The 25377-nt window shown below is 45.8% G+C and carries 22 protein-coding genes and 1 riboswitch; of the genes, 8 read left to right on the forward strand and 14 right to left on the reverse strand.

Features of this window, described 5'->3' with window-relative positions; genetic code table 11:
- Window positions 1-2 precede the first annotated feature (2 nt).
- Window positions 3-5018, forward strand: coding sequence for an Ig-like domain-containing protein (locus tag K0625_RS07445; RefSeq protein WP_220109116.1), 5016 nt, complete (start codon window positions 3-5; stop codon window positions 5016-5018).
- Window positions 5019-5024: 6 nt separating this feature from the next.
- Here K0625_RS07445 and K0625_RS07450 read toward each other — a convergent pair whose 3' ends face one another.
- Both K0625_RS07450 and K0625_RS07455 read right to left on the reverse strand, forming a co-directional pair.
- Window positions 5025-5672, reverse strand: a complete 648-nt coding sequence (locus K0625_RS07450; RefSeq protein ID WP_220109117.1) for a DUF1294 domain-containing protein — start codon at window positions 5670-5672, stop codon at window positions 5025-5027.
- An 87-nt stretch (window positions 5673-5759) separates the two neighbouring features.
- A complete protein-coding gene (locus tag K0625_RS07455) occupies window positions 5760-6218 on the reverse strand; it encodes a hypothetical protein (protein ID WP_220109118.1) in 459 nt (152 codons plus the stop codon).
- Between the two features lie 165 nt (window positions 6219-6383).
- Here K0625_RS07455 and K0625_RS07460 point away from each other — a divergent pair, with 165 nt between their 5' ends.
- The gene (locus K0625_RS07460; protein ID WP_012323744.1) at window positions 6384-6815 is read left to right on the forward strand and encodes a MarR family winged helix-turn-helix transcriptional regulator; all 432 of its coding nucleotides are present in this window, start codon (window positions 6384-6386) and stop codon (window positions 6813-6815) included.
- Between the two features lie 78 nt (window positions 6816-6893).
- Here the strand turns inward: K0625_RS07460 and K0625_RS07465 are convergent, their stop codons facing one another.
- Window positions 6894-7373, reverse strand: a complete 480-nt coding sequence (locus K0625_RS07465) for a hotdog fold domain-containing protein (RefSeq protein ID WP_220109119.1) — start codon at window positions 7371-7373, stop codon at window positions 6894-6896.
- 201 nt (window positions 7374-7574) lie between these two features.
- Here K0625_RS07465 and K0625_RS07470 point away from each other — a divergent pair, with 201 nt between their 5' ends.
- The gene (locus tag K0625_RS07470; protein ID WP_220109120.1) at window positions 7575-8522 is read left to right on the forward strand and encodes a polyprenyl-phosphate transporter; all 948 of its coding nucleotides are present in this window, start codon (window positions 7575-7577) and stop codon (window positions 8520-8522) included.
- A 4-nt stretch (window positions 8523-8526) separates the two neighbouring features.
- A complete protein-coding gene (locus tag K0625_RS07475) occupies window positions 8527-8742 on the forward strand; it encodes a hypothetical protein (protein ID WP_012323747.1) in 216 nt (71 codons plus the stop codon).
- Window positions 8743-8800: 58 nt separating this feature from the next.
- On the opposite strand, the gene K0625_RS07480 is transcribed toward K0625_RS07475, so the two are convergent.
- Window positions 8801-9145 carry a DUF3634 family protein gene (locus tag K0625_RS07480; protein WP_220109121.1) on the reverse strand — a complete coding sequence of 115 codons (345 nt, stop codon included), beginning with the start codon at window positions 9143-9145 and terminating at the stop codon, window positions 8801-8803.
- 397 nt (window positions 9146-9542) lie between these two features.
- On the opposite strand from K0625_RS07480, the gene K0625_RS07485 reads away from it, so the two are divergent.
- Complete coding sequence (locus K0625_RS07485) at window positions 9543-9725, forward strand: hypothetical protein (protein WP_012323749.1); 183 nt, start codon at window positions 9543-9545, stop codon at window positions 9723-9725.
- Between the two features lie 72 nt (window positions 9726-9797).
- Here the strand turns inward: K0625_RS07485 and K0625_RS07490 are convergent, their stop codons facing one another.
- From K0625_RS07490 to aptA, 4 genes are all read right to left on the reverse strand, one after another.
- The gene (locus tag K0625_RS07490) at window positions 9798-10520 is read right to left on the reverse strand and encodes a TorF family putative porin (RefSeq protein ID WP_220109122.1); all 723 of its coding nucleotides are present in this window, start codon (window positions 10518-10520) and stop codon (window positions 9798-9800) included.
- 148 nt (window positions 10521-10668) lie between these two features.
- Window positions 10669-11031, reverse strand: a complete 363-nt coding sequence (locus K0625_RS07495; RefSeq protein WP_220109123.1) for a cupin domain-containing protein — start codon at window positions 11029-11031, stop codon at window positions 10669-10671.
- Window positions 11032-11105: 74 nt separating this feature from the next.
- Window positions 11106-12596: a CoA-acylating methylmalonate-semialdehyde dehydrogenase gene (locus tag K0625_RS07500; protein WP_220109124.1), complete on the reverse strand. Its 1491-nt coding sequence runs from the start codon at window positions 12594-12596 to the stop codon at window positions 11106-11108.
- 114 nt (window positions 12597-12710) lie between these two features.
- Window positions 12711-14048 carry an omega-aminotransferase AptA gene (gene aptA / locus K0625_RS07505; RefSeq protein ID WP_220109125.1) on the reverse strand — a complete coding sequence of 446 codons (1338 nt, stop codon included), beginning with the start codon at window positions 14046-14048 and terminating at the stop codon, window positions 12711-12713.
- Between the two features lie 269 nt (window positions 14049-14317).
- Between aptA and K0625_RS07510 the strand changes: the two genes are divergently transcribed.
- Window positions 14318-15826 carry an aldehyde dehydrogenase gene (locus K0625_RS07510; protein ID WP_220109126.1) on the forward strand — a complete coding sequence of 503 codons (1509 nt, stop codon included), beginning with the start codon at window positions 14318-14320 and terminating at the stop codon, window positions 15824-15826.
- A 94-nt stretch (window positions 15827-15920) separates the two neighbouring features.
- On the opposite strand, the gene K0625_RS07515 is transcribed toward K0625_RS07510, so the two are convergent.
- Both K0625_RS07515 and K0625_RS07520 read right to left on the reverse strand, forming a co-directional pair.
- A complete protein-coding gene (locus tag K0625_RS07515) occupies window positions 15921-17123 on the reverse strand; it encodes a dicarboxylate/amino acid:cation symporter (RefSeq protein ID WP_220109270.1) in 1203 nt (400 codons plus the stop codon).
- A gap of 336 nt (window positions 17124-17459) precedes the next feature.
- The gene (locus K0625_RS07520; RefSeq protein ID WP_220109127.1) at window positions 17460-18527 is read right to left on the reverse strand and encodes an MBL fold metallo-hydrolase; all 1068 of its coding nucleotides are present in this window, start codon (window positions 18525-18527) and stop codon (window positions 17460-17462) included.
- A 78-nt stretch (window positions 18528-18605) separates the two neighbouring features.
- Here K0625_RS07520 and K0625_RS07525 point away from each other — a divergent pair, with 78 nt between their 5' ends.
- The gene (locus K0625_RS07525) at window positions 18606-19523 is read left to right on the forward strand and encodes a LysR family transcriptional regulator (protein WP_220109128.1); all 918 of its coding nucleotides are present in this window, start codon (window positions 18606-18608) and stop codon (window positions 19521-19523) included.
- Here the strand turns inward: K0625_RS07525 and rbsK are convergent.
- Together rbsK and rihA are read right to left on the reverse strand one after the other, a co-directional pair.
- Entirely contained in the window at window positions 19515-20423 is a 909-nt protein-coding gene (gene rbsK, locus K0625_RS07530) for a ribokinase (RefSeq protein WP_220109129.1), read from the reverse strand. The genes K0625_RS07525 and rbsK overlap by 9 nt on opposite strands.
- A 16-nt stretch (window positions 20424-20439) precedes the next feature.
- Window positions 20440-21378, reverse strand: a complete 939-nt coding sequence (gene rihA, locus K0625_RS07535; protein ID WP_220109130.1) for a pyrimidine-specific ribonucleoside hydrolase RihA — start codon at window positions 21376-21378, stop codon at window positions 20440-20442.
- A gap of 161 nt (window positions 21379-21539) precedes the next feature.
- Window positions 21540-21639: riboswitch (purine riboswitch) on the forward strand.
- Window positions 21640-21777: 138 nt separating this feature from the next.
- Between rihA and add the strand changes: the two genes are divergently transcribed.
- Entirely contained in the window at window positions 21778-22773 is a 996-nt protein-coding gene (add, locus tag K0625_RS07540; protein WP_220109131.1) for an adenosine deaminase, read from the forward strand.
- Window positions 22774-22822: 49 nt separating this feature from the next.
- On the opposite strand, the gene K0625_RS07545 is transcribed toward add, so the two are convergent.
- Entirely contained in the window at window positions 22823-23719 is an 897-nt protein-coding gene (locus tag K0625_RS07545) for a LysR family transcriptional regulator (protein WP_220109132.1), read from the reverse strand.
- A gap of 6 nt (window positions 23720-23725) precedes the next feature.
- Entirely contained in the window at window positions 23726-25192 is a 1467-nt protein-coding gene (locus tag K0625_RS07550) for a NarK family nitrate/nitrite MFS transporter (protein ID WP_220109133.1), read from the reverse strand.
- Between the last annotated feature and the right edge of the window lie 185 nt (window positions 25193-25377).

Here is a 25377-nt window from a genome sequence, read left to right on the forward strand (position 1 = left end):
AGATGAGCATGTTTAAGTCAATCTACAGTTTCTCTTTCCTGTTACTACTCAGCTTCCTATCTGGTTGTGGTGGCGATAATGATGGTTTTCCTACTGGTGGCTGTGGCTGTGGCGGCGACGGAGACCCATGTCCTCCCTATGCCGTAGAGTTATCCGTTACTCCCCAATTGAGCACCTTAGCTGTCGCAACGGATGAGCAATATATCGCGCGGGCAACATACAGTGATGGTACGCAAAGGGAGGTAACCACAGAGGTCATCTGGTCAAGTAGCATACCTGATGTGGCTTTAATTGAAGCAGGCGGAGTGGCGAGCGCCGAGACGAAAGGCACGACGGAAATTATTGCAACTTTAGCGGCTAGCCAAGCGGGCCCTGAAGTGAGCGATAGTGGCACTCTACATGTCACAGATGCTGCTGTTACCTCCTTGACGATAGAGCCAGGTCAAGCCGAAACCTTAGTCGGTTTAACCCAAGATTTTAAAGCACTGGCACTCTTTGCAGACTCTCACATACAAGATGTGACCCGCTACACTAATTGGCGCACCTCTGAGCCTTCTGTTGCAACCATCTCTAATGCACCGTTGAGTATAGGTCTAGCGACAGGTGTTAAGTCTGGTACGACCCAAGTTATTGGCAGCTACGCCAATATGGATGCGCAGGCGCAATTAGTCGTACTGGACTCTGCTGTCGAAAAGCTTGTTATTAGCCCTGTCGATATCAGCTTTCCTGTCGGTACGGGTGTGCAGTATCGCGCCGATCTTATTTTTGTAGATGGGCTTAGTATGGATGTCACTGCTCAATCTAACTGGCTAAGTAGCGATGCGAGTGTCGCTAGCATGAATTCTGATGCTCGCTTAACTGGGCTGAAAACGGGTGAAACACAGGTATCTGCCAGTTTAAGTTTTGCCGATGTGAGTGTGTCAGACTCGACCTCTGCAACTGTAACCCAAAGTGTGGTTACTCAAATCCTTGTAAGCCCTGATAATCTTTTTAAACCTGTAGGGACCCAAGGTGACTATTTAGCAAGGGCTTATTATTCAGACGGTACCACAGCTGATATCACTCATGATGCCATTTGGTCGGTTGATGATAACAGCATTGCAGTGATTGTAGAGTCTGGTGAAAAGGGCGGACATGCCACCGCAATCTCCCCTGGTACTGTGGAGGTGACGGCATCATTTGAAAATCAGAGCGGCGCTGTGACGGCTGAAGTGACGCGGGCTGTGATAGAAAGTATCGATATCACCCCTCTTGATTATGTAACCCCAGCGGGCACGCAAGTTAATTATAGCGCCAGAGCAAGATTCTCTGACTCCAGTGTTCATGATATCACCCTGCTGGGTTACTGGCAGAGCACTGATGAGTCGGTTGCGAATATCGGTAGTAGCGGGGCTCTGGCGGGAGCTGCTGATGCCAAAACAGTAGGCGTAACTGAGATCAGCATAGATTATATGGGGCTGAAGCAGACAACGACTCTGACGGTGACGGATGCGACTATCTCAAGCTTACAGGTGACGCCTAAGAATTTGCAAAAACCTCAAGGCACTCGCGGCCAGTATCGGGCTATAGCCAATTATACCGACGGCCATACTCAAGATGTCACATCGACTGCGACATGGAGCTCCGCTAACCCAGGTATTGTGAGCATCATTACTTCAGGTAGTCGTGGCGGATATGCAACCGCAAACGCCGTTGGAGAGACAAGTATCCAAGCTGTTTATGCAGGTTTTAAAGCATCACCAACTAACACCTCAATAATGAAGGTCAGTTCACAAACATTGGCTACAAGCTCTGATTCTACCTCTGCCAGGGTCACAAATGCCGTGCTAGAAAAGCTAGTACTCTCACCATTGACGGCGAGTATACCAGCTGGGAATAACCAGCAGTATAACTTAACAGGGATCTTCTCCGATGGCAGTAGTAAAGAGGTAGCCGAGTTTGCCAACTGGCAAGTTGAAAGTTTGAATATTGCGTCAATAGATGACAAAGGCAACGCATTAGGGCTGAGCTCGGGTAAGACTGGGATATTGGCGACCTATTTAGGCGTACAAGCTAGAGCCGAATTAATTGTGACCGACGCAGTTATTGAAAGTCTGCAAGTGACGCCGGTACATAATCAACTACCTGAAGGAGAGAAGCAGCAACTTATTGCAACCGCTTTTTACTCCGATGGACACGCAAGTAACGTTACTCAATTGGCGACTTGGTCATCTGTTGATTCAGGTATTGTTGAGGTGGTCTCACTCGGTGTTGAGGCTGGTTTAAGTCATGCTTTGAGCGCAGGGGAAACTAGCATCACAGCTAATTTTGATGGACTGCAAGCCAGCGCGACCTTTGTGGTGACGGATGCCATTTTGGAGTCGGTGACCCTCTCTCCAATTTATTCATCTATTGCTGCGGGCAATAGCCAACAATATCAATTTATGGGTATATTTTCCGATGGCACAAAACGCAATCTGACTAAGCTTGCTAACTGGCAATCGAGTTCCAGCTCAGTGGCAAGTGTCGATCGTTTCGGCCTAGCGCTATCCTATGTTGAGGGGATGACAGAGGTAAGCGCAAACTACAGTGGTTTTAGCGCCACAGCGACACTTGAAGTTACCGATGCAAGTCTGACAGGGCTTCAGGTTACTCCAGCTAACAGTCAGGTTCCTGTAGGAACAAGTGGTCAGTTTGTTGCGACGGCATTTTATTCAGATGGTCATAGCAGTGATGTTAGCCATTTAGCCACTTGGCGTGCTGTAGACAGTTCAATGGTTAATATTATTGCAACTGGACTTACTGGGGGCTTAGCTGAGGCAGTTGCTGTTGGAGAGACCCAAGTTCAGGCTAGATTTGAAGCCTTAACTGATTCAGTCGATGTGACCGTAACTGATGCAGTACTAGAGCGTTACGTCGTCAGTCCAGTGTCGGCTACGATTGCTGCAGGTCTTACTCAGTCTTATCAAGCGACGGGGATCTTTTCTGATGGTAGCAACAAAGAGCTCACCCAGTTCTCTACTTGGCAAAGCTCAGATACCAGCGTCGCGACGTTAGATATGCAGGGCGTCGCCAAAAGCTACACTTCAGGCGCGATTACTGTGACCGCCAGTTACATTGGCTTTAGTGATTCTGCTTCCTTGATAGTGGGTGATAAAGCGCTTAGCTATATTAAGGTCACACCAAGCCTTGTTGAAGTGCCCTTAGGCACAGAAGGTCAATTTACCGCTCAGGCTTTCTATACTGACAAGAGCTCGGAAGATATTACCGAGGTCGCGACCTGGCGCAGTCAAGATGAGTCTATCGTTCACATTGGCACGGGAGCACTTGATGCTGGCTATGGTATAGGAGTCGGTGTCGGGCAGACATCAATCACAGCGCAATATAAAACCGAAACAGACACCGCAGTGGTTAGGGTGAACGATGCAGAGATTATCGAACTGACGATATCGCCTGAAAATAAAACTGTGCCTCTGGGTTTAAGCCAGCCCTATCAAGCGTTTGCTCGCTTTACAGATGGAAGCAGTAAAGAGGTGACTTTAGCGTCTAGCTGGCAGAGCTCAAATCTCAAAGCTGCCACAATTGATATGCAGGGGTTAGCGCAAACCACGATAGGCGGTGGTGAGTATCAAACGGTTATTCAGGCTACATATCAAGGCTTAACGGCAGAGACTAACCTATATGTTGGTGAAGCCCAGCTGGTGGAGATTCAAGTGACACCTGCAACTGCTGAGGTGAATATTAACGAGTTTCAACAGTATATTGCGACTGCATTTTTCTCGGACGGTTATTCTGCAGATATTAGCGGTGCTGCAACTTGGACTGTACTCGATACCAGCATTGCTCATGTCGTCTCTTCAGGCTTTACCGCAGGTCGTGTGACGGGGGATACACAAGGTTCGACTAGGGTCAATGCACACTATTATGGTATGGATGCTCAAGCTGAAATTGTAGTGACAGAACTTGAGTATTTAGGGGTTGATGTAGAGCCTGCCGATAGTCATGTGATTGTTAATGAGACGATTCAGATGCAAGCACTGGCGGTATATGAAGATAGCCGGGGCATGATTGTTCGCAAAGATGTCACCGATCAAAGTATATGGTCTATTGAGAAGCGGGAGAAGATATCCATTAACACCACAGGGCTTGTAACTGGGCTGGAGGTTGGAGAGTCTGCTGTTTACGCTGAGTTTCAGGGACATAGAGGTGAAGGTCGAGTCAATGTGCTTAACAGCAAAGTGATAAGCCTTGAGGTGACGCCTGATAATTTAGTGGTGCCAATCGGTACTAAGGGACGCTACACAGCTACCGCGATTATGTACAACGCTTCACGACTTGATGTGACAAACAAGGCGACCTGGTCTTCGAGTAACCCTGACGTGATCCATATGGTGACGACAGGTGCAGATGGCGGGACGGCAACGGCTACAGGTGTTGGTTCAAGCACAATTACTGCAGAATATGATGGCGCCATTGATTCAGTTGTCACTCAAGTGAATGCCGTTTCATTAGTGAAACTCAAGATCACGCCGAGGTTGGAGTGGATCACTGCACAAGTTGCCACGCCATTTTTTGCCACTGCCACATTTTCTGATGGGTCTGAGTTAGATGTGACAAGAGATGCTTCATGGATGAGCAATAAGCCTAGAGAAGTTGAGATCGACACTGGAGATGAGCACGCTGGGGTTGCTGTGGGTCAGTATGAAGGTGGCAGCGCCATCATTTCAGCTTCTTATAAAGGGCTAAGCGATCAATTAGCACTGGATGTTGTACCAAGAGAAGCGGTATCGATAGAGATCCTTCCTAACCAGATGACCATTGAGGTGGGCAGTTATCAAATTGTGGAGGTTTGGGTTCATTTCAATGATGGCAGCTCAGAAAACTATGCCGACTATGTTGATTGGAACAGTAGCGATAAAAATGTTGCCTCTCCATTTAGACATGAGATTGATGGTATAGGGGTTGGGACTGCGGTCGTCACAGCATCGTATGACGGACAAAGTGGCACTGCGCATGTTGAGGTCGTTCCCGCTAGCTAATCTGCTCTAATAGATGTTTGTAATAAAAGGCGCGAAAGCGCCTTTTTCAAATGGAAACAGTGCTTGACCATAAGGTGAAATCAACCAGACAAATACACAAATGTTGATAATGATCATACAGATTAATATCATTCGAAAGCTGAGTTTTTGTGATTTATGCCTTAAGTATTGCTGGGCTAACAAAGCTCCTGGCCAGCCTCCCAATAGCGCCATTAGCTGCAGTGTACTCTCTTTTGTTCTCCATCTGCCTTTGCGTGCTGCGGATTTATCTAGGCCGTAGGCGATAAAGGTGATGGTACTCATCAGAAGGTAGATAAGAGGAAAATAGCTGGGCAGCAGGTCGTGATATAGGGCCATCGCAAGGGATGCTATTAAGCAAAGGATCAGTAAAAAACTGAACTTACCTTGACTCGGCGTTTTTTTTGATAAGTGTGTTTTAGCCTTTGCGTTGATAATCTTGGCTTGATGAGCCGTTTCGCGCCCCTGATTATCTTTTGTGAGAGTAAAGGTGATTATGTCTTGGAGTTGTGGGCGTCTTGGTTGATGCTTGAAGGATTTGATATGAACAAAAACCTGAGTTTGCTGACCTAAGGGCTGGATGAAACCAAACCCTTTTACGTCATCCCACTGAACAAGCTTGCCTTTGAATTTCATAGAGAATATAACTTGGTACTTTAAGTATTAGCAGTTTATCAGACAGTCCCAGTTTGGAATATGGCGATGACTTTATTCTCATCGAAATTAATCTGCTTCAAGCTTTCTTGCTCTTTTGTTCGCCGTTAATCGTCTACCTGCTACCGCATTTTTACTGAGAAGAAAGAGGTTAGTGGCGCCTGCAATTAGCTCAATAGCCTGTAGAAGGTAGAAATAAACATCAAACTGACCCTCTTGAGCCCAATAATTCAATAGAAGTGCCGCTGGAAGCAGTATCAAGATGCCGTTTGCTGCTGCTATCTTCATCCTAAAAAGTTTCTGTTTAATGATTTTGCTCTTGGCACCCTTGGCCAACAGGTTACCTGTTATTCCTGTTAGAGCCATGGCTGGGATCAAGATAAAGAGCCCTGGAAATACTATGTTGCTTTTGACCTGAATAATAAAGGCGTGGGTACCAAAAATTTCACCCATTAAACTGAAGCTGAAGAAAGTGGCGATGCAGAGTGTCGCTGTCAGGGCCGCAAGAAGGTGAAGTTTGGTTTTCATGTTTATCCCGTTTATTGCTCGTAGAGTAGATCATTATTCTTATAGTGACAGCATGCTGTCGGTGTTGTTCATTATATAGACTGATATTGCCTTGTCAACTTTGACAGTTTGTTGTCGTTTTGCTAATCTGAAACCTCTTCTATGAGGCTGATATGTGGAGTTAGGATGACTGAACATGAAGGTTTTACTCAGTTGGTTTTGAGCATTTTCAGGTTAAATGGGTTACTAGTCACCGAAGGAGATAATTTGAGTCAGCCAGTAGGACTGACGAGTGCCAGATGGAAGATTTTAGGAGCGGTAGAAAAGTCTCCCCAAACCGTATCGCAAATTGCTAGAACCATGGGGCAGACAAGGCAAAGTGTGCAGCGTATTGCCAATGAATTGGTGAAATTAGAGATTGTCACCTTTGAAAGTAATCCAGAGCATAAGACGGCAAAGTTAATCGTTAGAACGGCAAAGGGCGCAGCGCTTTTTGCATTGTTATCTGAGTCACTTATCCCTTGGGGCCATGATGCCGTAGAGGGGATCTCTGAGGAGGAGCTGTTGATTACTTTAAAAGTGATAACCAAATTAATTGGACGTTTTGAGGGGCGATAATTTCTGTTTAATAAAGTGAGATATTCCGGCCCTATATGACCGGAATATTGCTCTGTTTAACTGTGATACCCATCGGTATTAATGTTTTACTGGCTTCTCTGATATCCACAGTTTTATCTCACCTTTTACCACCACTACCCCCTCCGAGTCATAAGCGGTGACTGGTACCATAAGATCTCCTGGTACCCACTGCTCAGGGTTTACCTGGGCTACGCAGCGAATATCACTTCCAGCTTTGGCGGTATAATCTAAGCTCATTCCTTTAGGGATCCATCTTAGGTGGTGGGGAATAGAGGCTTCTGCCATCACCCCCATTGCCATCTCTAGTCCATTACAGATGGCGATGACATGGACGGTTTTAATATGGTTGTGAACAGCATGGCGCTTCTTAATTAAACACTCACATCTATGGGGCCTTAGTTCGGTGATAAGAGGTTTAATCGTGCCAAAGTAGGGAGCCATGCGTGCCACCATGACAGAGAAGATCTTATTGCCGAAAGGAAAGCGCGTTACTCTGTTATACAGGGCCATCACCTTAGTAGGTTTCTGTGTTGTCATCTCGATATCGCCTGATTTTATTATTCTGGTCGGATGAGTTAGGTTATCTGAATAACATGGGATTAACAATATCTCTTTTTGATTGGATAAATATTGAATTTAGCGATCTATTTTTAAAATGAACCAAACTTCATTTTCACTTGTCTATCTTTGAAACGTATAATCCCCTTTTTCGTAATTGCTCATATTTAAGGATACAAATTGAATTACCTGCTTACCTATTTAAAAGGAATGGCGATGGGAGCTGCAGATGTGGTTCCCGGTGTGTCAGGCGGAACTATCGCTTTTATTACCGGGATTTTAGATACCTTGCTTGAGAGTATTCGAAGGATCAATCCTAAGCTAATCTCTGTGATTAGAGAGCAGGGAGTTAAGCAGGCGTTTGAGTATATCAATGGCCCTTTTCTTGTCTGTGTTTTTGGTGGCATTCTGACAAGTATTTTTTCTCTATCAAAGTTAATTACTTACCTCTTAGAAAATCACCCCATTCCCGTCTGGTCTTTCTTTTTTGGACTGATTCTCATCTCTGTAGTCCACATGTTAAAGCAGGTTAAAGGTTTCTCTTTCATCAGGCTTGTACTGTTTGCTCTAGGCACTGTGTTTGCTTGGGGGATCACCATGTTAAGCCCTATAACTCTTGAGATGACCTATCTGAATATCTTTATTGGCGGCAGTATCGCTATCTGCGCCATGTTGCTCCCAGGTATCTCAGGAAGCTTTATTCTATTACTTTTAGGGCTTTACCCTTCAGTACTCGCGGCTGCCAAGAACTTTGATATCACAATTTTAGCTATTTTTGCATCGGGCTGTATCTTCGGTCTGCTCACCTTCAGCCACCTCCTATCGGCTCTGCTTCGTAAGTTCCACGATGGAACCCTTATCTTTTTGACCGGCTTAATGCTTGGCACTTTAGGTAAGATATGGCCATGGAAAGAGGTACTCACTTGGCGCACAAACTCCTCGGGTCAGCAGGTTCCACTCTTAGAGCAGAATTTGTCTCCAATACAGTTTGAACAGATCACAGGTCAGCCAGCTCATATCGCTTGGGCCGTGGCTGCATTAATTTGTGGTGTTGCGCTTGTTTGGGGATTGGAGCTATTTGCTGCACGAAACGGTATGGCTAACGTTAATCAAGATAAAAAAGGGTAAGAAAATGAATCTGAAAAATGTACTGCTGCTCACTACGCTATTGGGTATCTCGGCCTGCGCCACATCTGTTTATGACACTGTAGATATCAATGTTGAACAGGAGCCACAGCAAGATGTATTGGATTCAAAGGCAGACCCTATGATTGAGCATAATGAGCGACTCATTAAAGAGGGAAGAGAGGATGAGTGGCGAAAAGACGTTAAAGGCTTATCTCACTGATAACAGCTGTTAAATAAACGGTAAAAGGTGGCTTAGGCCACCTTTTTTATTGATAGCGTTAACCCGCTTGACGACTATTATCTACTTTCTTTTTATCATAGTACTCGAAGGGGAAAACGTTACGAATTCGCTGAGTCACACCGTCGCTGACATTGGCTGATACATGCAATCGAACTGCACCAGATTTTTCACACCTGACTGAGCAGGTCAGCTTTTCAGACTTGGCGATGGCGCGGCACTCTTTTTGAAACTTTTCAGGGATCTTACCTTTATGGGAGGTGAGCCGTCCGTCCTTGAAATGCATTTCGAAAATAGTCAGGCCTTTCTTGCCGCTAAATATCAGTTTATAAATAAGAAACAATCCAACAAGAATAAAGATTACTTTTAGTACATCTGGCGTCATATAAGCCTCCTTTTATGTAAAGATACGCTTAGATTTAACATTTTCATAGTAGATTAGATCACGTTTATCTAACTCTCTTCTATACTCATACTCATACTCATACCAATCAGTATAAAGGTTTGATCGCTCAGCGAGAGTTTAGCGGTTCTGAGGCAAGGCAACGAGTGAAGAGCATAGTTACTCTACGGTTAAGCTCGTTAACACAGCATCAGCACCGCTAAAACTCGCCTGTAAGGAGTGTTTTTAGCTGCCTATTTCTGTGTTGAATGAACTCATAAGGGAATAACCATTATATCATCCATTCGCCTTGAATTAGTTTGCCAAAAGCACTCTGAGTAGATCAACTTCTTATATTGATTGGTATGTTATATGGAGCTTAACTGTTAAGGATAACGCTATGTTTGTATCGAATGCGGAGCGCTGGGCTAAATTGTGTCACCAACAGGCCGAGTTAATTGAGAGCTTATCTGAGAGCTTTCCTGAACGACGTGATAATCACATCAATTTAGGATTGAGTTGGCGTCAACTCGAGGAGCGGGTAAGTAAAGGGAGATCACCTAGACTCAATGATATTAAGTAGTGGCAATTGAATTCAATAAAAAAACCGCCTGATGGCGGTTTTTTTATCTAAAGTTCTGTTGTTGCAATTAATTTAGAAAGCGTAGCTGACAGAAGCAAGTACAGTACCTTCGGTATTATACAGATCATCTGTGACCTGATTATCATCACTAATGTCAGTGTCTAGCCAAGCAAGTGATAATCCAATACCTGCAACTTCGGTAGAAACACCGATAGAGTAATCAGCATAGCTATCGAATCCTTCACCATCATCAATGCCATCACCAAAGTTGTAGCCGTAATGGAGATCTAAGCTCCAGTTTTCATAGAACTCGTAGGAGTAGTTAGCTTCGGCATAATGCAGATCTAGATCGCTTCCACCGTAATCATTGGTGTACCAGTAAGCCAAGCGGAAACCGCTGAAATCAACACCTATGCTAGCTTCTAAGTAATTTAAATCACTGTCACCAGGATAGTTGTAACGATACAGTGTGACATCATAGCTTAAGTCATCATTGAGCTCACCGTAGTAACCTGCGTAGATATCAAGTTCAATATCTGGTCCATTATAATCTGGCTCATCGAAATCGACATTACTTGCCCAAGCGCCGACAAAGAAACCACTGTCGTGGCTCCAATCTATGCCTGCCTGAATTGCAAAGTCACTTGCTGTTTGTGATACACCGCGGAAACGATAGTCGTTAGTTAAGCTGACTTCGCCAGATACTTCGGCTGAGGCGATTGGTGAGATTAGCGCTGTGGCCAGAACAAGACCGGTAACTTGGGCAATCCGTTTTTTATTAAATTTTTTATACACGGTAGTTTCTCCATTTTACTTTATTGCATGAACGCCCTGTAACAGGGGTTTTGTGGTTACCAAACAACAGCATCAATGCTGAGACCTCATGGTGGTTATGAAACTTAAGTTTCAATTCGTTATGTTCGTTATCGATGCTCTAAATTGTTTAGGGGGTCGCTTCAAACATGACATAGATCTTCTTGCAACTATCTAACACCTCCCAGGTGCCAGAAAATCCCGCTGGGATAACGAAACGGCTTCCCTCTTTAACTGTCATGGTGTTGCCATTTTCGTCGGTTATTACGCTGATACCAGCTAAAATTTCGCAGTACTCGCTCTCGGTATAGTTGATCTTCCAGCTGCCTTTTTCACTTTCCCAGACGCCACAATGAAACTGTTCACAAGGGCTTGAGAAGTGATTATCTACTGTTTGAGCAGGGTTACCTGAGATGAGCTTTTTGTCATCTAAATGGTAATGTTCACTCTCTGTTTTGTTGTTTGATATGTCGACAATGCTATTAATATTCAAAACTCTGTTCCTAGATATCTTGGGTTGTAAATGAAATAACAATGCGCAGACTCGCTGCGCATTGGAGATATCTTCTATTTCATTGTCGGCATCACAAACTCAGCTTTTGCCTCACTAGATTTTGGCCAGCGGGCGGTGATCGCTTTGCGCTTAGTGTAGAAACGGACGCCGTCTGGTCCATGCATATGTAGTGGACCAAAGAGTGAACGCTTCCAGCCACCAAAGCTGTGAAATGCCATTGGTACAGGGATAGGAACATTGACCCCCACCATTCCAACTTGGACGTGATGGCAGAAGTGACGAGCGGCTTCGCCACTTTGGGTAAAGATAGCGGTGCCGTTACCGAACTCATGGGCATTGATAAGCTCAAGGGCCTCGGCGTAATCTTTAACCCGCACGATAGCGAGTACAGGGCCGAAGATCTCCTCTTTGTAGATGGTCATATCTGGGGTGACATTATCAAAGAGACAGCCACCTAAGAAGTAACCCTGCTCATGATCTTCGACACTAAGTGTGCGGCCATCGGCCAATAAGCTTGCCCCTTCGGCAACGCCTGTATCCACATAGCTGGTGACTTTGGCAAGGTGCTGAGTCGAGATAAGTGGCCCCATATCCATCTCTGGAGTCACGCCATTGCCCACTCTTAACGCTTGAATTTGAGGTAGCAGTTTCTCGACGAGCGCATCACCAGAATCACCTACAGCAAGCACTACTGAGATTGCCATGCAGCGCTCACCGGCAGAGCCAAATGCTGCGCCCATTAGCGCACCTACGGCTTGATCTATATCAGCATCAGGCATCAGTAACATATGATTTTTTGCACCACCTAGGGCTTGTACGCGCTTGCCATGCTTAGAGGCGGTCTCATAGATATATTCAGCAATCGGTGTTGAACCGACAAAGCTTACCGCTTGAATATCTGGATGGCTCAGTAAGGTATCAACCGCCTCTTTATCGCCATTAACCACGTTAAATACGCCATCGGGTAGACCCGCTTCGGTGAGCAGCTGCGCCATACGCATCACTGAGCTTGGATCTTTCTCTGAAGGCTTCATGATAAAGGTGTTACCGGCTGCAATGGCGATAGGGAACATCCACATGGGCACCATTACCGGAAAGTTAAACGGGGCGATACCTGCGACTACACCAAGAGATTGATTCACACACCAAGCATCAACACCGCCGCCAACCTGCTCTGTATGTTCACCTTTTAATAGGTGAGGGATACCACAAGCAAACTCGACCACTTCAAGGCCGCGGATGATCTCGCCTTTAGCATCATCGAGAACCTTGCCATGTTCGCGGGTAATAAGCTCTGCCAGCTCATCCATATTCTGCTCAACCAAGGCCTTAAACTTAAATAGAACTCGTGAACGATTAAGAGGAGACACTTGTGACCAACTGCTGTGTGCTTTTTTAGCCAGCTCGATAGCGCCAGCCACTTCAGCTGCACTGGCCAGTGATACTTTGGCTTTAGGCTCGCCTGTTGCAGGCTCAAAAACTGGGCTAGAACGTTCGCTCTTATCTGTGTGTGCGCCATTAATATAGTGGTTGATCTGTTGCATAACCTTCAATCCTATCGTCTTTAATAATCTCATCCCCAAGCAGGTTGGAGATGAGCTTAATTCATTGTGTTTGATTCATTATGTTTAGTTATTGCGTTAGTTAGCTGTTAACGGTTAGTCGACGGCTCTGATCGCATCACTTAGGGTATTGACTATCTGATCTATCTCCTGCTTATCCACGATAAGAGGAGGTGAGATTGCGATAATATCTGCTGTGGCTCGCACTAGCGTGCCTTTGGCAAAACACTCCTCGAAGATAGCGAAGCCGCGTTTACCCACTCCTTGTGCGCTGGGAGAGAACTGAATCCCACCCACTAAGCCTATATTGCGAATGTCGATGATATTGGGCAGACCTTTAAGGCTATGGATGGCATCTTCAAAGTAGCCTTCAAGCTCTTTTGTGCGCTCAAATAGCTTCTCATTTTCATAGATGTTTAAACTGGCGATGGCCGCCGCCGCAGCAACTGGATGACCTGAATAGGTATAGCCATGAAAAAGCTCAATACCCGCAGGCCCCTGCATACAAGCATCATAGATGTTGTCGTCAATCAGCACTGCGCCCATGGGAATAGCCCCGTTATTGAGGGCTTTTGCCGCTGTGATCATATCTGGCGTTACTCCCCAGCGTTGACTGGCAAACGCATCACCGACACGGCCAAAGCCTGTGATCACCTCATCAAAAATTAGTAAGATCCCATGTTTCTTAGTGATCTCTCTTAAGCGTTGCAGATAACCTTCAGGAGGCAATATCACCCCCGCTGAGCCAGACATAGGCTCTACGATGACAGCGGCAATATTCTCGGCGCCATGAAGTGCGACAAGTTGCTCAAGAACCTCAGCTTTCTCGGCGCCAGTTTTAGGCATACCACGGCTAAAGGCGTTATCTTGCATATCTAATGTGTGGGGAAGGTGGTCTACGCCTGGCAGTAGTTGTTGGCTAAAGGTTTTTCGATTGCCACCTATGCCACCGACTGAGATCCCGCCAAAGCCAACGCCATGATAACCAAGCTCGCGGCCGATAAAGCGAGTACGAGTCGACTCACCATTGGCTCTGTGGTAGTTGATGGCAATCTTAAGGGCACTGTCGACAGACTCTGAGCCTGAGTTAGTAAAGAAGACCTTGTTTAGCCCCTCTGGACTAATACTGGCTAAGCGTTCAGCAAGTTCAAATGCAAGGGGGTGGCCCATCTGAAAAGAGGGAGCGTAATCCATTTGATGGATCTGATGGCTTACGGCTTCTGAGATCTCTTTGCGACCATGGCCAGCATTGCAACACCAAAGCCCTGCAGTACCATCGAGAACGGGACGGCCAGACGTGTCCTTGTAATACATACCTTCAGCTTCTGCGAGCATTCTTGGGCTCGCTTTGAACTGTCTATTGGCAGTAAAGGGCATCCAATAGTTTTCAAGTGTTTGAGTTTCACTATGCTTACTTGTCTGAATATCTGTCATATCGTCTTACCCTATCCAGTTTATTTAGTTATTTGTTGTTATTCTGAGCGATTGATATTTGCTATGCTATGTTAGAAATAATGAACATGAAAGCTTTTTGTGCATTTATTTATAGCAAAATAAACATTTTTGTAAAATATATTGAAACTAATGTTGAAAACTAGCCTGCTTCCAGCGTAATCTTGAGGCCTGTCCACAGCCTGCTAAGCACTTACCTGTGTTTATGAGTGTTAGTGGGAAAAGTATTAATTACCCGTTAAGAGGTCATCATGAGTACACCGACAAATCATCAAGAGTGGCAAAGCTTAGCCGAAACTTTACTAGCAGAGGGGGTGAAGGCTGATGCCTATATTGAGGGGGAGTATCGCCCTGCTGTATCGGGTGAGAGGTTTGATTGTGTAAGTCCCATCGATGGTCGTGTACTTTGCCAAGTTGCGAGCTGTTCACTCGAAGATGCCAATATTGCGGTAAAAAGTGCGCGCGAGGCATTTGACTCTGGGGTATGGTCTGAGCTGCCTCCGGTGAAGCGTAAGCAGGTCATGATACGTTTTGCTGAGCTACTTGAAGCCAATAGAGATGAGCTGGCGCTCCTTGAAACCTTAGATATGGGTAAGCCTATTCGCTACTCAGGCGCAGTCGATGTGGCAGGGGCTGCCCGTGCGATTCGCTGGTCCGGCGAGGCTATCGATAAGATCTATGATGAGATAGCGCCGACAGCTCATAACGAGATAGGCATGATCACTCGCGAACCTGTGGGTGTGGTTGCGGCTATTGTGCCTTGGAATTTCCCTATTTTGATGGCCTGTTGGAAGCTAGGTCCTGCGCTAGCTACGGGCAACAGTGTTATTTTAAAACCCTCTGAGAAGTCGCCGTTAACCGCGATCCGCATGGCGCAAATTGCAGTAGAGGCGGGGATCCCAAAAGGTGTGCTCAACGTCCTACCAGGATTTGGACACACAGTAGGTAAAGCGCTGGCTCTGCATATGGATGTGGATACTCTAGTGTTTACCGGCTCGACTAAGATAGCAAAGCAGTTGATGATCTATGCGGGTGAATCAAATATGAAACGGGTGTGGTTAGAGGCAGGAGGTAAGAGCCCTAATATCGTCTTTAATGATGCGCCGGATCTTCAAAAAGTAGCGGAAGCGGCCGCATCGGCAATCGCCTTTAACCAAGGTGAAGTTTGCACCGCAGGATCTCGTTTGCTGGTGGAAGCGGGCGTTAAGGATGAACTGCTAAGATTAATCGCCAAAGAGATGCAAGCTTGGAGACCGGGGCATCCACTGGATCCAGATACCACTTGTGGCGCTGTGGTCGATAATCAGCAACTAGAGAATGTACTTAAATATATCCGCGCTGGTGTTGCCGAAGGTGCTGAGCTGGTCCATGGTGGCAGCCAAGTGATGGCTGAAACTGGTGGCGCTTATGTTGAACCGACCATCTTCTCAAATGTGAATAACGGGATGACGATTGCCAAAGAGGAGATCTTCGGTCCAGTGCTTTCGGTTATCACCTTTGACGGTATGGAGGAAGCGATCAGCATAGGCAATGACAGTATCTATGGACTTGCGGCTGGTGTCTGGACCTCAAATATCAGCAAAGCCCATAAGACGGCAAAAGCGCTGCGTAGCGGTATGGTGTGGATTAATCATTATGACGGCGGTGATATGACAGCGCCATTTGGCGGCTATAAGCAGTCGGGTAATGGTCGTGATAAATCACTGCATGCGTTTGATAAGTACACAGAGATAAAGGCAACTTGGATAGCATTGGATTAGAGATAGAGTTTCTGAGAACCTAGGATCTGCTAGGTGTACACATATGCAAAAAGCCCCGAAGTTATCTTCGGGGCTTTTGTGTATGGGAGACGCCTTACTTATGCTCTGGATTGAACTTGTCCATGACAACGGCGCAGACAGCATCACCTGTGATGTTAACTGAGGTGCGGATCATATCGAAAACCCTGTCTAGTGCGAAGAGTAGTGGCAAGCCATCAATAGGAATACCCGCTGCAAGCAGCACGGCAACTACGAGGAATGAGGGACCCGGTACGCCAGCTTGTCCTATGGCACCTAAGGTTGAGGTAAAGATAATAGCGGCATAAGCCGTCATCGTTAGATCCACCTGAAACATCTGAGCGAAGAACATGGCCACTAACCCGTAATAGATGGCATTACCTGTCATATTGATGGTGGCACCTAAGGGCAGAACAAAGGCCGATGTTGCTTTAGAGACATTGAGCTCCTTTTCGCAGGTATCCATAGTGATAGGAAGCGTTGCCATGGAGGAGGCGGTAGACATCGCCATCGCCTGAGGCTTTTTCATGGCGGAGATAAACTTAAGCACAGGGACGTCAGATAGAAACTTCACCACTAGTGGGAAGAAGATAAAGGCGTAGATAAGGATAGAGGCGACAAAGACCACAAATAGATTGATCACCACTTCAAGGGCTTGGAAGCCAAATGTACCAACAGAGTGGGCCATTAAGCCAAAGACACCGATAGGTGCAATCAACATCACCTTATTGATCATCCAAACGAACGCTTCAACGATGGCGTTAAGCGCTTTGACAATCGGCTCTGCACCGTCACCTTTTACCTTGGTCAGTGCGATCCCTAAGAAGATACAGAAAACTAAGATCTGCAGGATATTACCTGAGGTCAGTGACTCGAACACATTGGTTGGGATCATGCCAATGATGGTATCCATCGCACCAGGAAGTGCGCCTTGGTCGGCAGTCACTTGGGTGAGTGAATCGCCATGATTACTAAAGTCGACGCCTGAGCCAGGTTTAAAGATACTGCCCATAACAAGGGCTAAGGTTACCGCGATGGCAGAGGTGGCGATAAAGAAGCCAAAGGTGCCCATGCCTATTTTGCCTGCCGAAGGGCTATTACCTAAGCTTGCGGCACCTGCAATAATGGATACTGCAACAAGTGGGATCACCAACATCTTGATCAGATTAATAAATAGATCGCCTAAGGGGCCAAATATGGCGGCACTCTCTCCCATATACAGGCCAACTAAGCCACCTATGATCATGGCGATGATGACTTGTAGGCCTATGTTGCCCATTAATGATTTTGCTCGATTTCCCACGTTTACCTCGGTACTGCAATGTTTGCAATTTGATAGTGGCGGTAAATTAGCATAGCGCACCACTTCACTCTGTGAAATAGCACTTAGTTAGCGTAAAAACCGAGGTTTATATAGATTAAAGTGATGCTTAGGTGAGAAATGTATAATTAATACTTAAAATAATGATAAAGCGCTAATAAAAAGGCCGATACACTTATTGATATCGGCCAATCGTTAATTATGCTGAAAAATCCCACAAGGTTACTCACCAAGGGATTGAGGGACTTGGCCTACTCTTTAGCCAATAAACTGTTTTTTTGAGCAGAGAAATCCCTATTGGTAGGAGAGTAAGCTCTCGAGAACAAGCTCAGCCTGTTTAGGAGCTGAGGCTTCGAAGCCATAGTAGTGACCATATTTAGCTCTTAAGGTGTCGGTGATATCTTGACTTGCTGCTTCAAACCACTTGGCACCAAATACCGCATGATTGTTATTTTCCACTGTGGTGAACTTGGCCCAATCGACTCTGTTCATGGCTCTGTTTGCCGCAAGGTTGAGATCGTTGAGATAGTGCTGCATAAAGTCGAGATCGGCTCGACTACCTATATTGCCATGTCCACCAGAGAGGTACTGCCATTTTTGAGCCGAGACTTTAGCTAAGTTCTGTCTGTAATAGGTAAAGTTTTCCGAGCCGCCAAACCCTAGCCAAGGCAGTTGATCTGGATTGATAAGATCCGGTGTGTGTATCACTCCTTCATCGACAAGCAGCAGTGCGGCAGAGTCGTCAGTGTGTGCTGCATGTTCAAAGCCGATAAATTTAAGTCGTGTATCTTCAAATTGATAGACACCTTCATTGAAATCGACAGTTTTAGTTGGACGGGGAAGTTGGCTATTGAGTCGGTTCATTTTGTTGGCGGTAGCGTCACTGGCCAAGATGGTGAGCTCCACTTTTTGGCGCTTTGCCTCAGCAAGGAAAACCTCAGCATCACCAATGTGATCTGCATGATTGTGGGAGTAGACTAAGGTAGTGACAGGTTTATCTGTCACCTGTTTTATGGCTGAAAGCAGGGCTTTCCCTGCGCCATAGGCTAGGGGATCTAATACCATAACACCCTTGTCACCGACAAAGAAAAGACTGTTATAGAAGTGGTTTTGCACCCAGTAAACCCTATCTGTAATGCGCTGAACGAGTGTCTCCCCAGCCATGTTTCGTTCAAATAACTTATCTATTTTTACATCAGCAGAGATATTTATCTGACTGTTTGGCGCTTGATATTTCGCACCTACGGTTGAGGAGTAACCGCCATCAGGTTTGAACTTGATGTCGTGAATGTCATGGGCTGATGCTCCAGCAGCGAAGATCTGGGAGGTGATGATTGCAAGTGAGTTTAATGGGTGTTTCATATCTTTACCTTGATTACGTTTTCCTCAGTATGATAAAAACCTAATTAATCCATCAATCTGATAGGTTCGATAATATATATGGGTGAAACTGATTATTTGGTACTGGATGGTCGTTTACTAAGGCTGTTTTTAACTGTTTTCGATACAGGCTCAGTCTCTGGCGCTGCCGACAAATTAGATCTTAATCAGTCAACGGTAAGTAACGGCTTGGAAAGACTTAGGCGGATTATCGGTGAGCCCCTGTTTGTTCGCTCTGGGCGTGGGATCATTCCGACTCAGGAAGCGAGCAGACTCGCGCCTTTAGCCAGAGAGCTACTCGCTAAGTTTGAGCAGTTTGTTGAGGCTCAGGAGTATCGGGCTGCAGATGAGAGCAGGCCCTTTGTTATTGCCGCTAACGATTATGAACGAGATATATTGCTGCCTCAGCTACTGGTGAAATTAAGGAAGCTTGCGCCTAATGCGCCCCTTAAGGTATTGACGGCTGGAGCGAAAGAGACGGTATTGGAGCAGCTTAGACAGGGAGAGATAGATCTGGTGCTGTCGCCGGGTATTGAGGCGAATGTGGACGATTTAAAACAGCAGTGGCTATTTTCAGACTGTGATGCGGTTTTTTACGATCCAGAGGTGATAAAGGGGCCCATCGATTTAGCCCAGTATGTTGCGCTGCCCCATGCCAGAGTGGTATTCAATTATTCAGGTCGCTCAGAGATAGATGAGGTGCTAACAGGGCTTAAACTTGAGCGTGAGATAAAGCTTGAGGTGGCAAATTTCTCAGCCCTCTCCTCTATGATGAGAGGGAGTGAGCTTGTCACTACACTTCCCTCTAGAGTTGGTATTTCACTGCTGGATAAGATGGCTCAGCAAACTCCACCAATCCCACTGAACGACATCAATATCTACCAGTTTTGGCATCAAGCCTACACTCACTCGCCTAGACACAGATGGCTAAGGGAGTTAGTCAAAGTGCTTGCCGAAGAGTTGCCAATGCTAAACTAGCTCAGAGCGATAGGGGATGCTGCGCTGGGCGCCGGGTTTGGTGACGGCGTTGGCCGCTGCTCGGTTGGCAAATTTAACCGCCTCGACTATGGGCTCACCTTCGCTTAAGGCGATAGTAAGGGCGCCATTAAAAGTATCACCCGCTGCCACGGTATCTACGGCATCAACAGTTGGCGCGGTTACCTGGCCTTTAAACTCATCGCAGCTTAAATAAGCCCCCTGTTGTCCTAAGGTGATAATCACAATGCTAGGTCCCAGTTGATGCAGCATCTGGGCGGCAAGCTTTGCTGTGGCTATATCACTAACCTCTATGCCAGTAATTGCCTGCGCTTCGGTTTCGTTAGGGGTGATGATATCAACGGCTTTGAGTATGTCATGACTCAGTGTGGTGGCGGGAGCGGGGTTGAGTATGGTGCGAGTACCATGACTTTTCGCCAGATTAAGGGCGTGAGCTACACTTGCTGTCGGCGTCTCTAGCTGGATTAGCAGCCAGTTCGCATCGGTTATCAAAGACTTGTGTTTTTCCAATGATTGCGGGGTTAAGCTGGCATTTGCTCCCAGTGCAACACCGATAGCATTAGCCCCTTTTTCGCCGAGAAAGATCATGGCGCTGCCAGTTTTCTCTCCCGCAAGCTTACCGATTCCTTGGGGAGAGATGCCATCTTTTATCCAGCTGGCAGACATCTCATCTGCGATGGCATCACAGCCTAAATGGCAGATAAAATCTATCTGGCTTTGGGCTGTCGCTAATCGAGCACAGGCCAGTGCTTGATTGGCACCTTTGCCACCATGCTCAATACGATACTGCTGACTGAGTAAGGTTTGGCCGGGATTTGGCAGGTAGTCAAATGACATCACGTGATCCACATTAGCACTGCCGATGACGACGATTCTACTCATCTGTTTGCCTTCCTTATTAGTGAGAGTAGGTTTCGAGGCTTTGTGCCAAGAGATCAATAAAGCCTGCTCTATCGATATCGAAGAGTACGTTGGTATTGGGTTGGTTGCCCGTAAGTCCATATCGGTCAACAACAGTCATCCCTTGGGTGTGCTCGCCTTTGGTCTCAATGCCGACCCAAGCTTGCTGTGCAGTGAAAAGCTCAGGTTGGAGTAACCAGGCGATAGTGCAGGGATCATGAAGTGGCGCGCCTGTGAAGCCCCATTTAGGATCTCTGTGGTAGAGAATGAAAAAATCCAGTAGATCGGCGACGCACTGGGCTATTGGGTTTTCGATGGCTCGGATCCGAGCGATATCTTCATCCATCACCTGAGCTTGGTGGGTGACATCTAGGCCGCACATGGTAATAGGGATCCCCGCTTTAAACACCATATCCGCAGCTTCGGGATCAACAAAAATATTAAACTCAGCGGCTGGAGTCCAGTTTCCCACACCCGCAGCGCCGCCCATTAAAACTATCTGCTCTATATTTGAGTGTAGCTCTGGATGCGTTGCCAATAACAGCGCGATATTGGTCAGTGGCCCGGTAGGCACTAAAGTGACAGGTGCTGGGCTCTCCTTAATTTTTAACGCCATTAACTCAACAGCTGTCATCGCTTGTGGAGCAAAGCTAGGATCAGGTAGGACTGGGCCGTCTAGCCCGGTTTCTCCATGAACATTGTCGGCAATAATAAGCTCACGAGCCAAAGGTTTAACTGCGCCACCGGCAACAGGAATATCACTACGGCCTAAAAGGGTGAGAATTCTGAGAGCGTTATTGAGTGTTTTGTCTGGCGTTTGGTTTCCCGCGCTAGTTGTCACGGCAAGTGGCGAAAAAGCGTTGCTGCTTAGGGCAAGAATGATGGCGATAGCATCGTCATGGCCGGGGTCACAATCAAGAATAATCGGGCGTGTCATTGTTAGATTCCATTAACAGGTAGGCTGGCAGATTAGCATGAATGTTTCTCCCTGCGAGTATGCCTGATGGGATAAATGTGAGTTCGCGCGTTAATGAGTTCGTAGCTTAAGTTATCGGCCTGTGTACTGATTGCAGAAAGTGGGCACAGATGTTAATCTTTGCCTCCACAAAACTTAAGCTTCGTATAATCCCAATGATATGGTTTGGGAGTTTCTACCAAGAGCCTTAAATTCTTGATTATGAAGTCTGTAGCTTTATATACCCAAACGACCTGAAGATGTTCGTTTAAGAGGCCTTGCGCAGTTCGAAGCGCTTTGGCGAAGGAGTGTTGACTCCTTTGTATGATTGCGCCTCTTTGGCATTTTCAGACCGGTACTATCCAATAAAGGTAGAGACTTATGAATTATCAAGCATTACCCAAGATCGATCTACATTGCCACTTAGATGGCAGCGTTCGCCCTCAAACTATCATCGACCTTGCTAATCAGCAAAATGTGACCATCCCAAGTCAGGATATTAATGAGATAAGCTCATTGATGATCGCCCCTGAGACCTGTCAAAATCTTGAAGAGTATCTGATGCGTTTCGAGCTGCCTCTCTCTGTGATGCAGACTGAGGAGGGGATTGAGCGGATCTCTTTTGAGTTGTTTGAAGATGCGGCCAAAGAGAATGTGAAATATTTCGAGGTGCGTTTTGGGCCTCAACTTCACCAGTTACAGGGGCTGAGTTTCGATCAGATCATCAGTAGTGCCGTTAAAGGGATGCAGCGCGCCGAAGCCATCTACGACATTAAAGGCAACTATATCCTCTCTATTCTGAGAACCATGGATAAGGGCAATATCAATGACGTTATCGATGCTGGCGCCGCTTACCTCAATAAGGGCGTAGTGGCTTTCGATTTGGCGGGGGCCGAGCTTCCTGGTTTCTGCCATGAGTTTATCCCATATGTGAATTATGCGATTGAAAAAGGTTACCGCATCACGATCCACGCTGGCGAGCAAGGTGTGGGTCAGAACGTATTTGATGCTGTATCTTTGCTAGGCGCTGAGCGTGTAGGCCATGGCATCCATATAAAAGGGCATCAAGGCGCCTATGATTTAGTTAAAGAGAAATCTGTCGCACTGGAGACCTGTCCAAGCAGTAATATTCAAACTAAAGCGGTCGATGTGCTAAGTAATCATCCGATAAAAGCCTTCTACCAAGGTGGCGTGCTTATTACTATTAACACTGATAATCGTACGGTTTCAAATACGACGATGACCGATGAAGTGCGTAAGGTGATGGAGGAGTTTAACCTAAGTCGTGAAGATTACTTCGCTATCTACAGGGTGAGTGTTGAGCAATCATTTGCATCAGATGAGGTTAAGCAAGAACTGCTTAAGTTAGCTGAGTAATACTTTAAGTTGTCACTTCCCTACACCTAAGACAATTACCTTGATTGTCTTAGGTTGTATATTTATCTGCTGTTTGCTGTAAAAAATACTCAATAAATGTATTTACAACAGGCCTTTTGAACTTTTTGCTTGGGTATATTAACCAACCTGTTGCCTGCTTAAGTTGATAATCAGGCAATATTTGGACAAGCTCTCCAGACTTTATCTCATCTTCAATCAGAAACTCTGGCAGTAAAGCTATCCCCACATTATCTAGTACCAAATCTTTGATCAAGTTGCTGTTGTTTATCTCTGTTCGGGCAATAAATTTGTGGGTGTAGGCTTTGTTGTTTCTGCTGAGTTGCCACCGGTTCGCAGTAAATGCATTTGAGTTTGCTAAGCAGTTATGCTGTTTTAGATCTTCATGACTTTCAATTGGCCCATGAAGGGCGTAATAACTTTTACTGCAAACAATGTAGTGGTTAAAATTACGAAATGCTTTGGCTATCAGGGAGGAGCTTTTCATCTCCCTCTGTATGCGTATCGCTAGGTCATAATTATTCTCTATGAGATCTGTGACCGCATCATGCAGATTAATCGAAACCGATATTTGGGGGAATCGCTTTTGGAATCCCGCGATGATCTGCGGAAAATCTGTAAGACCATATGAGGTTGGTGCTGTAATTCTCAACTCGCCTTTTAGCTCTGTGGAGAGTTGGGAAAAATGCTCATGTAGATCATTTATCTGATTAATGATGCTATTACATGACTCATAATACTCAATGCCGCTCTGGGTCAGGATTAGCTTTCGGGTTGTCCTGTTGAGTAGTCGCGTTCCTAAACTCTCCTCAAGTTCCGATATTATCTTACTGACTGCGGCTGGCGTGATATTGAGTTCATCGGCCGCGTGAGCCATGACGCCCTTTTCCACAACCTTACAAAAGACACTCATTGTTTTTAATTTCATGGGATCCTAAGTGACATCAATTAAGTCGGTTGTTGTTTCGGTTGCACTCTCTTCTGCTGTTTTACCTTCGAGATTGTCCATAAACAGTAAGAAGATAAACCCAATCGCGGCGGTTAGGGCGATAATTAAAAAGAAGCTTGAGTAGTCAACAAATGATAGGAGAACGAGGTAGCAAACTGCTCCCACGTTACCGTATGCACCTGTCATCCCTGCTATCTGCCCCGTTAGTCGCTTTTTGATTAAAGGGACGGCGGCAAAAACAGCTCCTTCGCCTGATTGAACGAAAAAAGAGCAGGTCATGGCGACTATAATTGCTAGGCCAACTGACCATTGACTGTTCATCAGCCCCATCAATAAATAACCCATTGTGAGTCCGGCTGTCAGTATAAGTAAAACGGGCTTACGACCAAATTTATCCGATAGCCATCCACCTCCAGGGCGGGACATGAGGTTCATAAAGGCATAACTGGAAGCGACTAACCCTGCCGCGGCTGGGCTTAGCTCAAAAACTTCCAAAAAGAAGAGTGGCAGCATAGAGACTACCGCTAACTCAGAGCCGAAAGTGGCAAAATACAGTACATTTAATACAGCCACTTGCTTGAATTGATATCGGTGGCAATGAGGTACAGGCTTTTGAAAAATATGCCTATTGACGCGCCATGCCTGAAAACAATCCAAAGCATAGATAGCGATGAGGCTGAGATAAAGAGTGTAGCTGATTGACGGGTTGAACATATTCACTCCGGCAGGAGATAGTTTCCATACCAGTAGTGCAAGTGCCCCATAAAGAGGGATTTTCATCAGTAGTAATAGGAAAAAATCACTCTTACTGGTGACCTCTAATGCGCCTGATACCTTACTTTTTTCATACTCTTTGCCCTGCGGAGTGTCTCGGATACTTTGGTAGAAGATAACTGAGTAAGATAGGCATATTATGCCTGTTAACCCAATGGCATAACGCCAGCCATTTTCATCGAAAAGTAGGGTTAATGCCGGTAGGGAGAAAGCCGCCGCTGCTGAGCCGAAATTTCCCCAACCGCCATAAATGCCTTCAGCAATGCCAAGCTCATCTTCATCAAACCACTCACTCACAAGGCGTATGCCTATGACAAAACCAGCACCGATAAAACCCAGTAAAAATCTGGTAATGGCTGCTTGTTGAAAATTTTCGGCTAGAGCAAACATGAAGCAGGGAATGGCGCAGATAGCGAGGAGTCCGCTATACATCAATCTAGGGCCATATTTGTCGGTTAACATACCGATAAGGATCCTAGCTGGGATAGTCAAAGTAACGTTGAGTATTAATAAGGTTTTTACTTCATCTTTTGTTAAGTTGAGTGTGGCAGCGATAGATTGCAGCATGGGAGCAAAATTAAACCAAACCATAAATGTAATAAAAAATGCTATCCAGCTTAAGTGCAGAGTCTTCATCTTTCCTGAGAAGGAAAAAATATTAAATCGTTCGTTTTTCATAGCTTCTCCATTGCCATCATTAATGCTCAAAATAGCGGCACATTTAATTCCAACTCTTTAACAAGAGATATCCATATATGGTTCAAAACGGTGAGTCGAATTATACGTTGGCGAAAAAATCTTATGTTTGAAAAAATCTAATAGATACTGCTCAAAAAAATCATTTACCAAAAAATCAAAATTTT

The organism is Shewanella nanhaiensis (assembly GCF_019457885.1).
In the GTDB taxonomy this organism is placed as follows: Bacteria; Pseudomonadota; Gammaproteobacteria; order Enterobacterales; family Shewanellaceae; genus Shewanella; species Shewanella nanhaiensis.

Coding starts and splice junctions, on each gene's coding strand:
- K0625_RS07545 (WP_220109132.1), bottom strand. CDS start 23,719: ATGAAATTAAAAACAATGAGTGTCTTTTGTAAGGTTGTGGAAAAGGGC.
- K0625_RS07460 (WP_012323744.1), top strand. CDS start 6,384: ATGACTGAACATGAAGGTTTTACTCAGTTGGTTTTGAGCATTTTCAGG.
- K0625_RS07485 (WP_012323749.1), top strand. CDS start 9,543: ATGTTTGTATCGAATGCGGAGCGCTGGGCTAAATTGTGTCACCAACAG.
- K0625_RS07480 (WP_220109121.1), bottom strand. CDS start 9,145: ATGACGCCAGATGTACTAAAAGTAATCTTTATTCTTGTTGGATTGTTT.
- rbsK (WP_220109129.1), bottom strand. CDS start 20,423: ATGAGTAGAATCGTCGTCATCGGCAGTGCTAATGTGGATCACGTGATG.
- K0625_RS07510 (WP_220109126.1), top strand. CDS start 14,318: ATGAGTACACCGACAAATCATCAAGAGTGGCAAAGCTTAGCCGAAACT.
- K0625_RS07450 (WP_220109117.1), bottom strand. CDS start 5,672: ATGAAATTCAAAGGCAAGCTTGTTCAGTGGGATGACGTAAAAGGGTTT.
- K0625_RS07455 (WP_220109118.1), bottom strand. CDS start 6,218: ATGAAAACCAAACTTCACCTTCTTGCGGCCCTGACAGCGACACTCTGC.
- K0625_RS07515 (WP_220109270.1), bottom strand. CDS start 17,123: ATGGGCAACATAGGCCTACAAGTCATCATCGCCATGATCATAGGTGGC.
- K0625_RS07475 (WP_012323747.1), top strand. CDS start 8,527: ATGAATCTGAAAAATGTACTGCTGCTCACTACGCTATTGGGTATCTCG.
- rihA (WP_220109130.1), bottom strand. CDS start 21,378: ATGACACGCCCGATTATTCTTGATTGTGACCCCGGCCATGACGATGCT.
- K0625_RS07550 (WP_220109133.1), bottom strand. CDS start 25,192: ATGAAAAACGAACGATTTAATATTTTTTCCTTCTCAGGAAAGATGAAG.
- K0625_RS07465 (WP_220109119.1), bottom strand. CDS start 7,373: ATGACAACACAGAAACCTACTAAGGTGATGGCCCTGTATAACAGAGTA.
- K0625_RS07445 (WP_220109116.1), top strand. CDS start 3: ATGAGCATGTTTAAGTCAATCTACAGTTTCTCTTTCCTGTTACTACTC.
- aptA (WP_220109125.1), bottom strand. CDS start 14,048: ATGACAGATATTCAGACAAGTAAGCATAGTGAAACTCAAACACTTGAA.
- K0625_RS07520 (WP_220109127.1), bottom strand. CDS start 18,527: ATGAAACACCCATTAAACTCACTTGCAATCATCACCTCCCAGATCTTC.
- K0625_RS07525 (WP_220109128.1), top strand. CDS start 18,606: ATGGGTGAAACTGATTATTTGGTACTGGATGGTCGTTTACTAAGGCTG.
- add (WP_220109131.1), top strand. CDS start 21,778: ATGAATTATCAAGCATTACCCAAGATCGATCTACATTGCCACTTAGAT.
- K0625_RS07500 (WP_220109124.1), bottom strand. CDS start 12,596: ATGCAACAGATCAACCACTATATTAATGGCGCACACACAGATAAGAGC.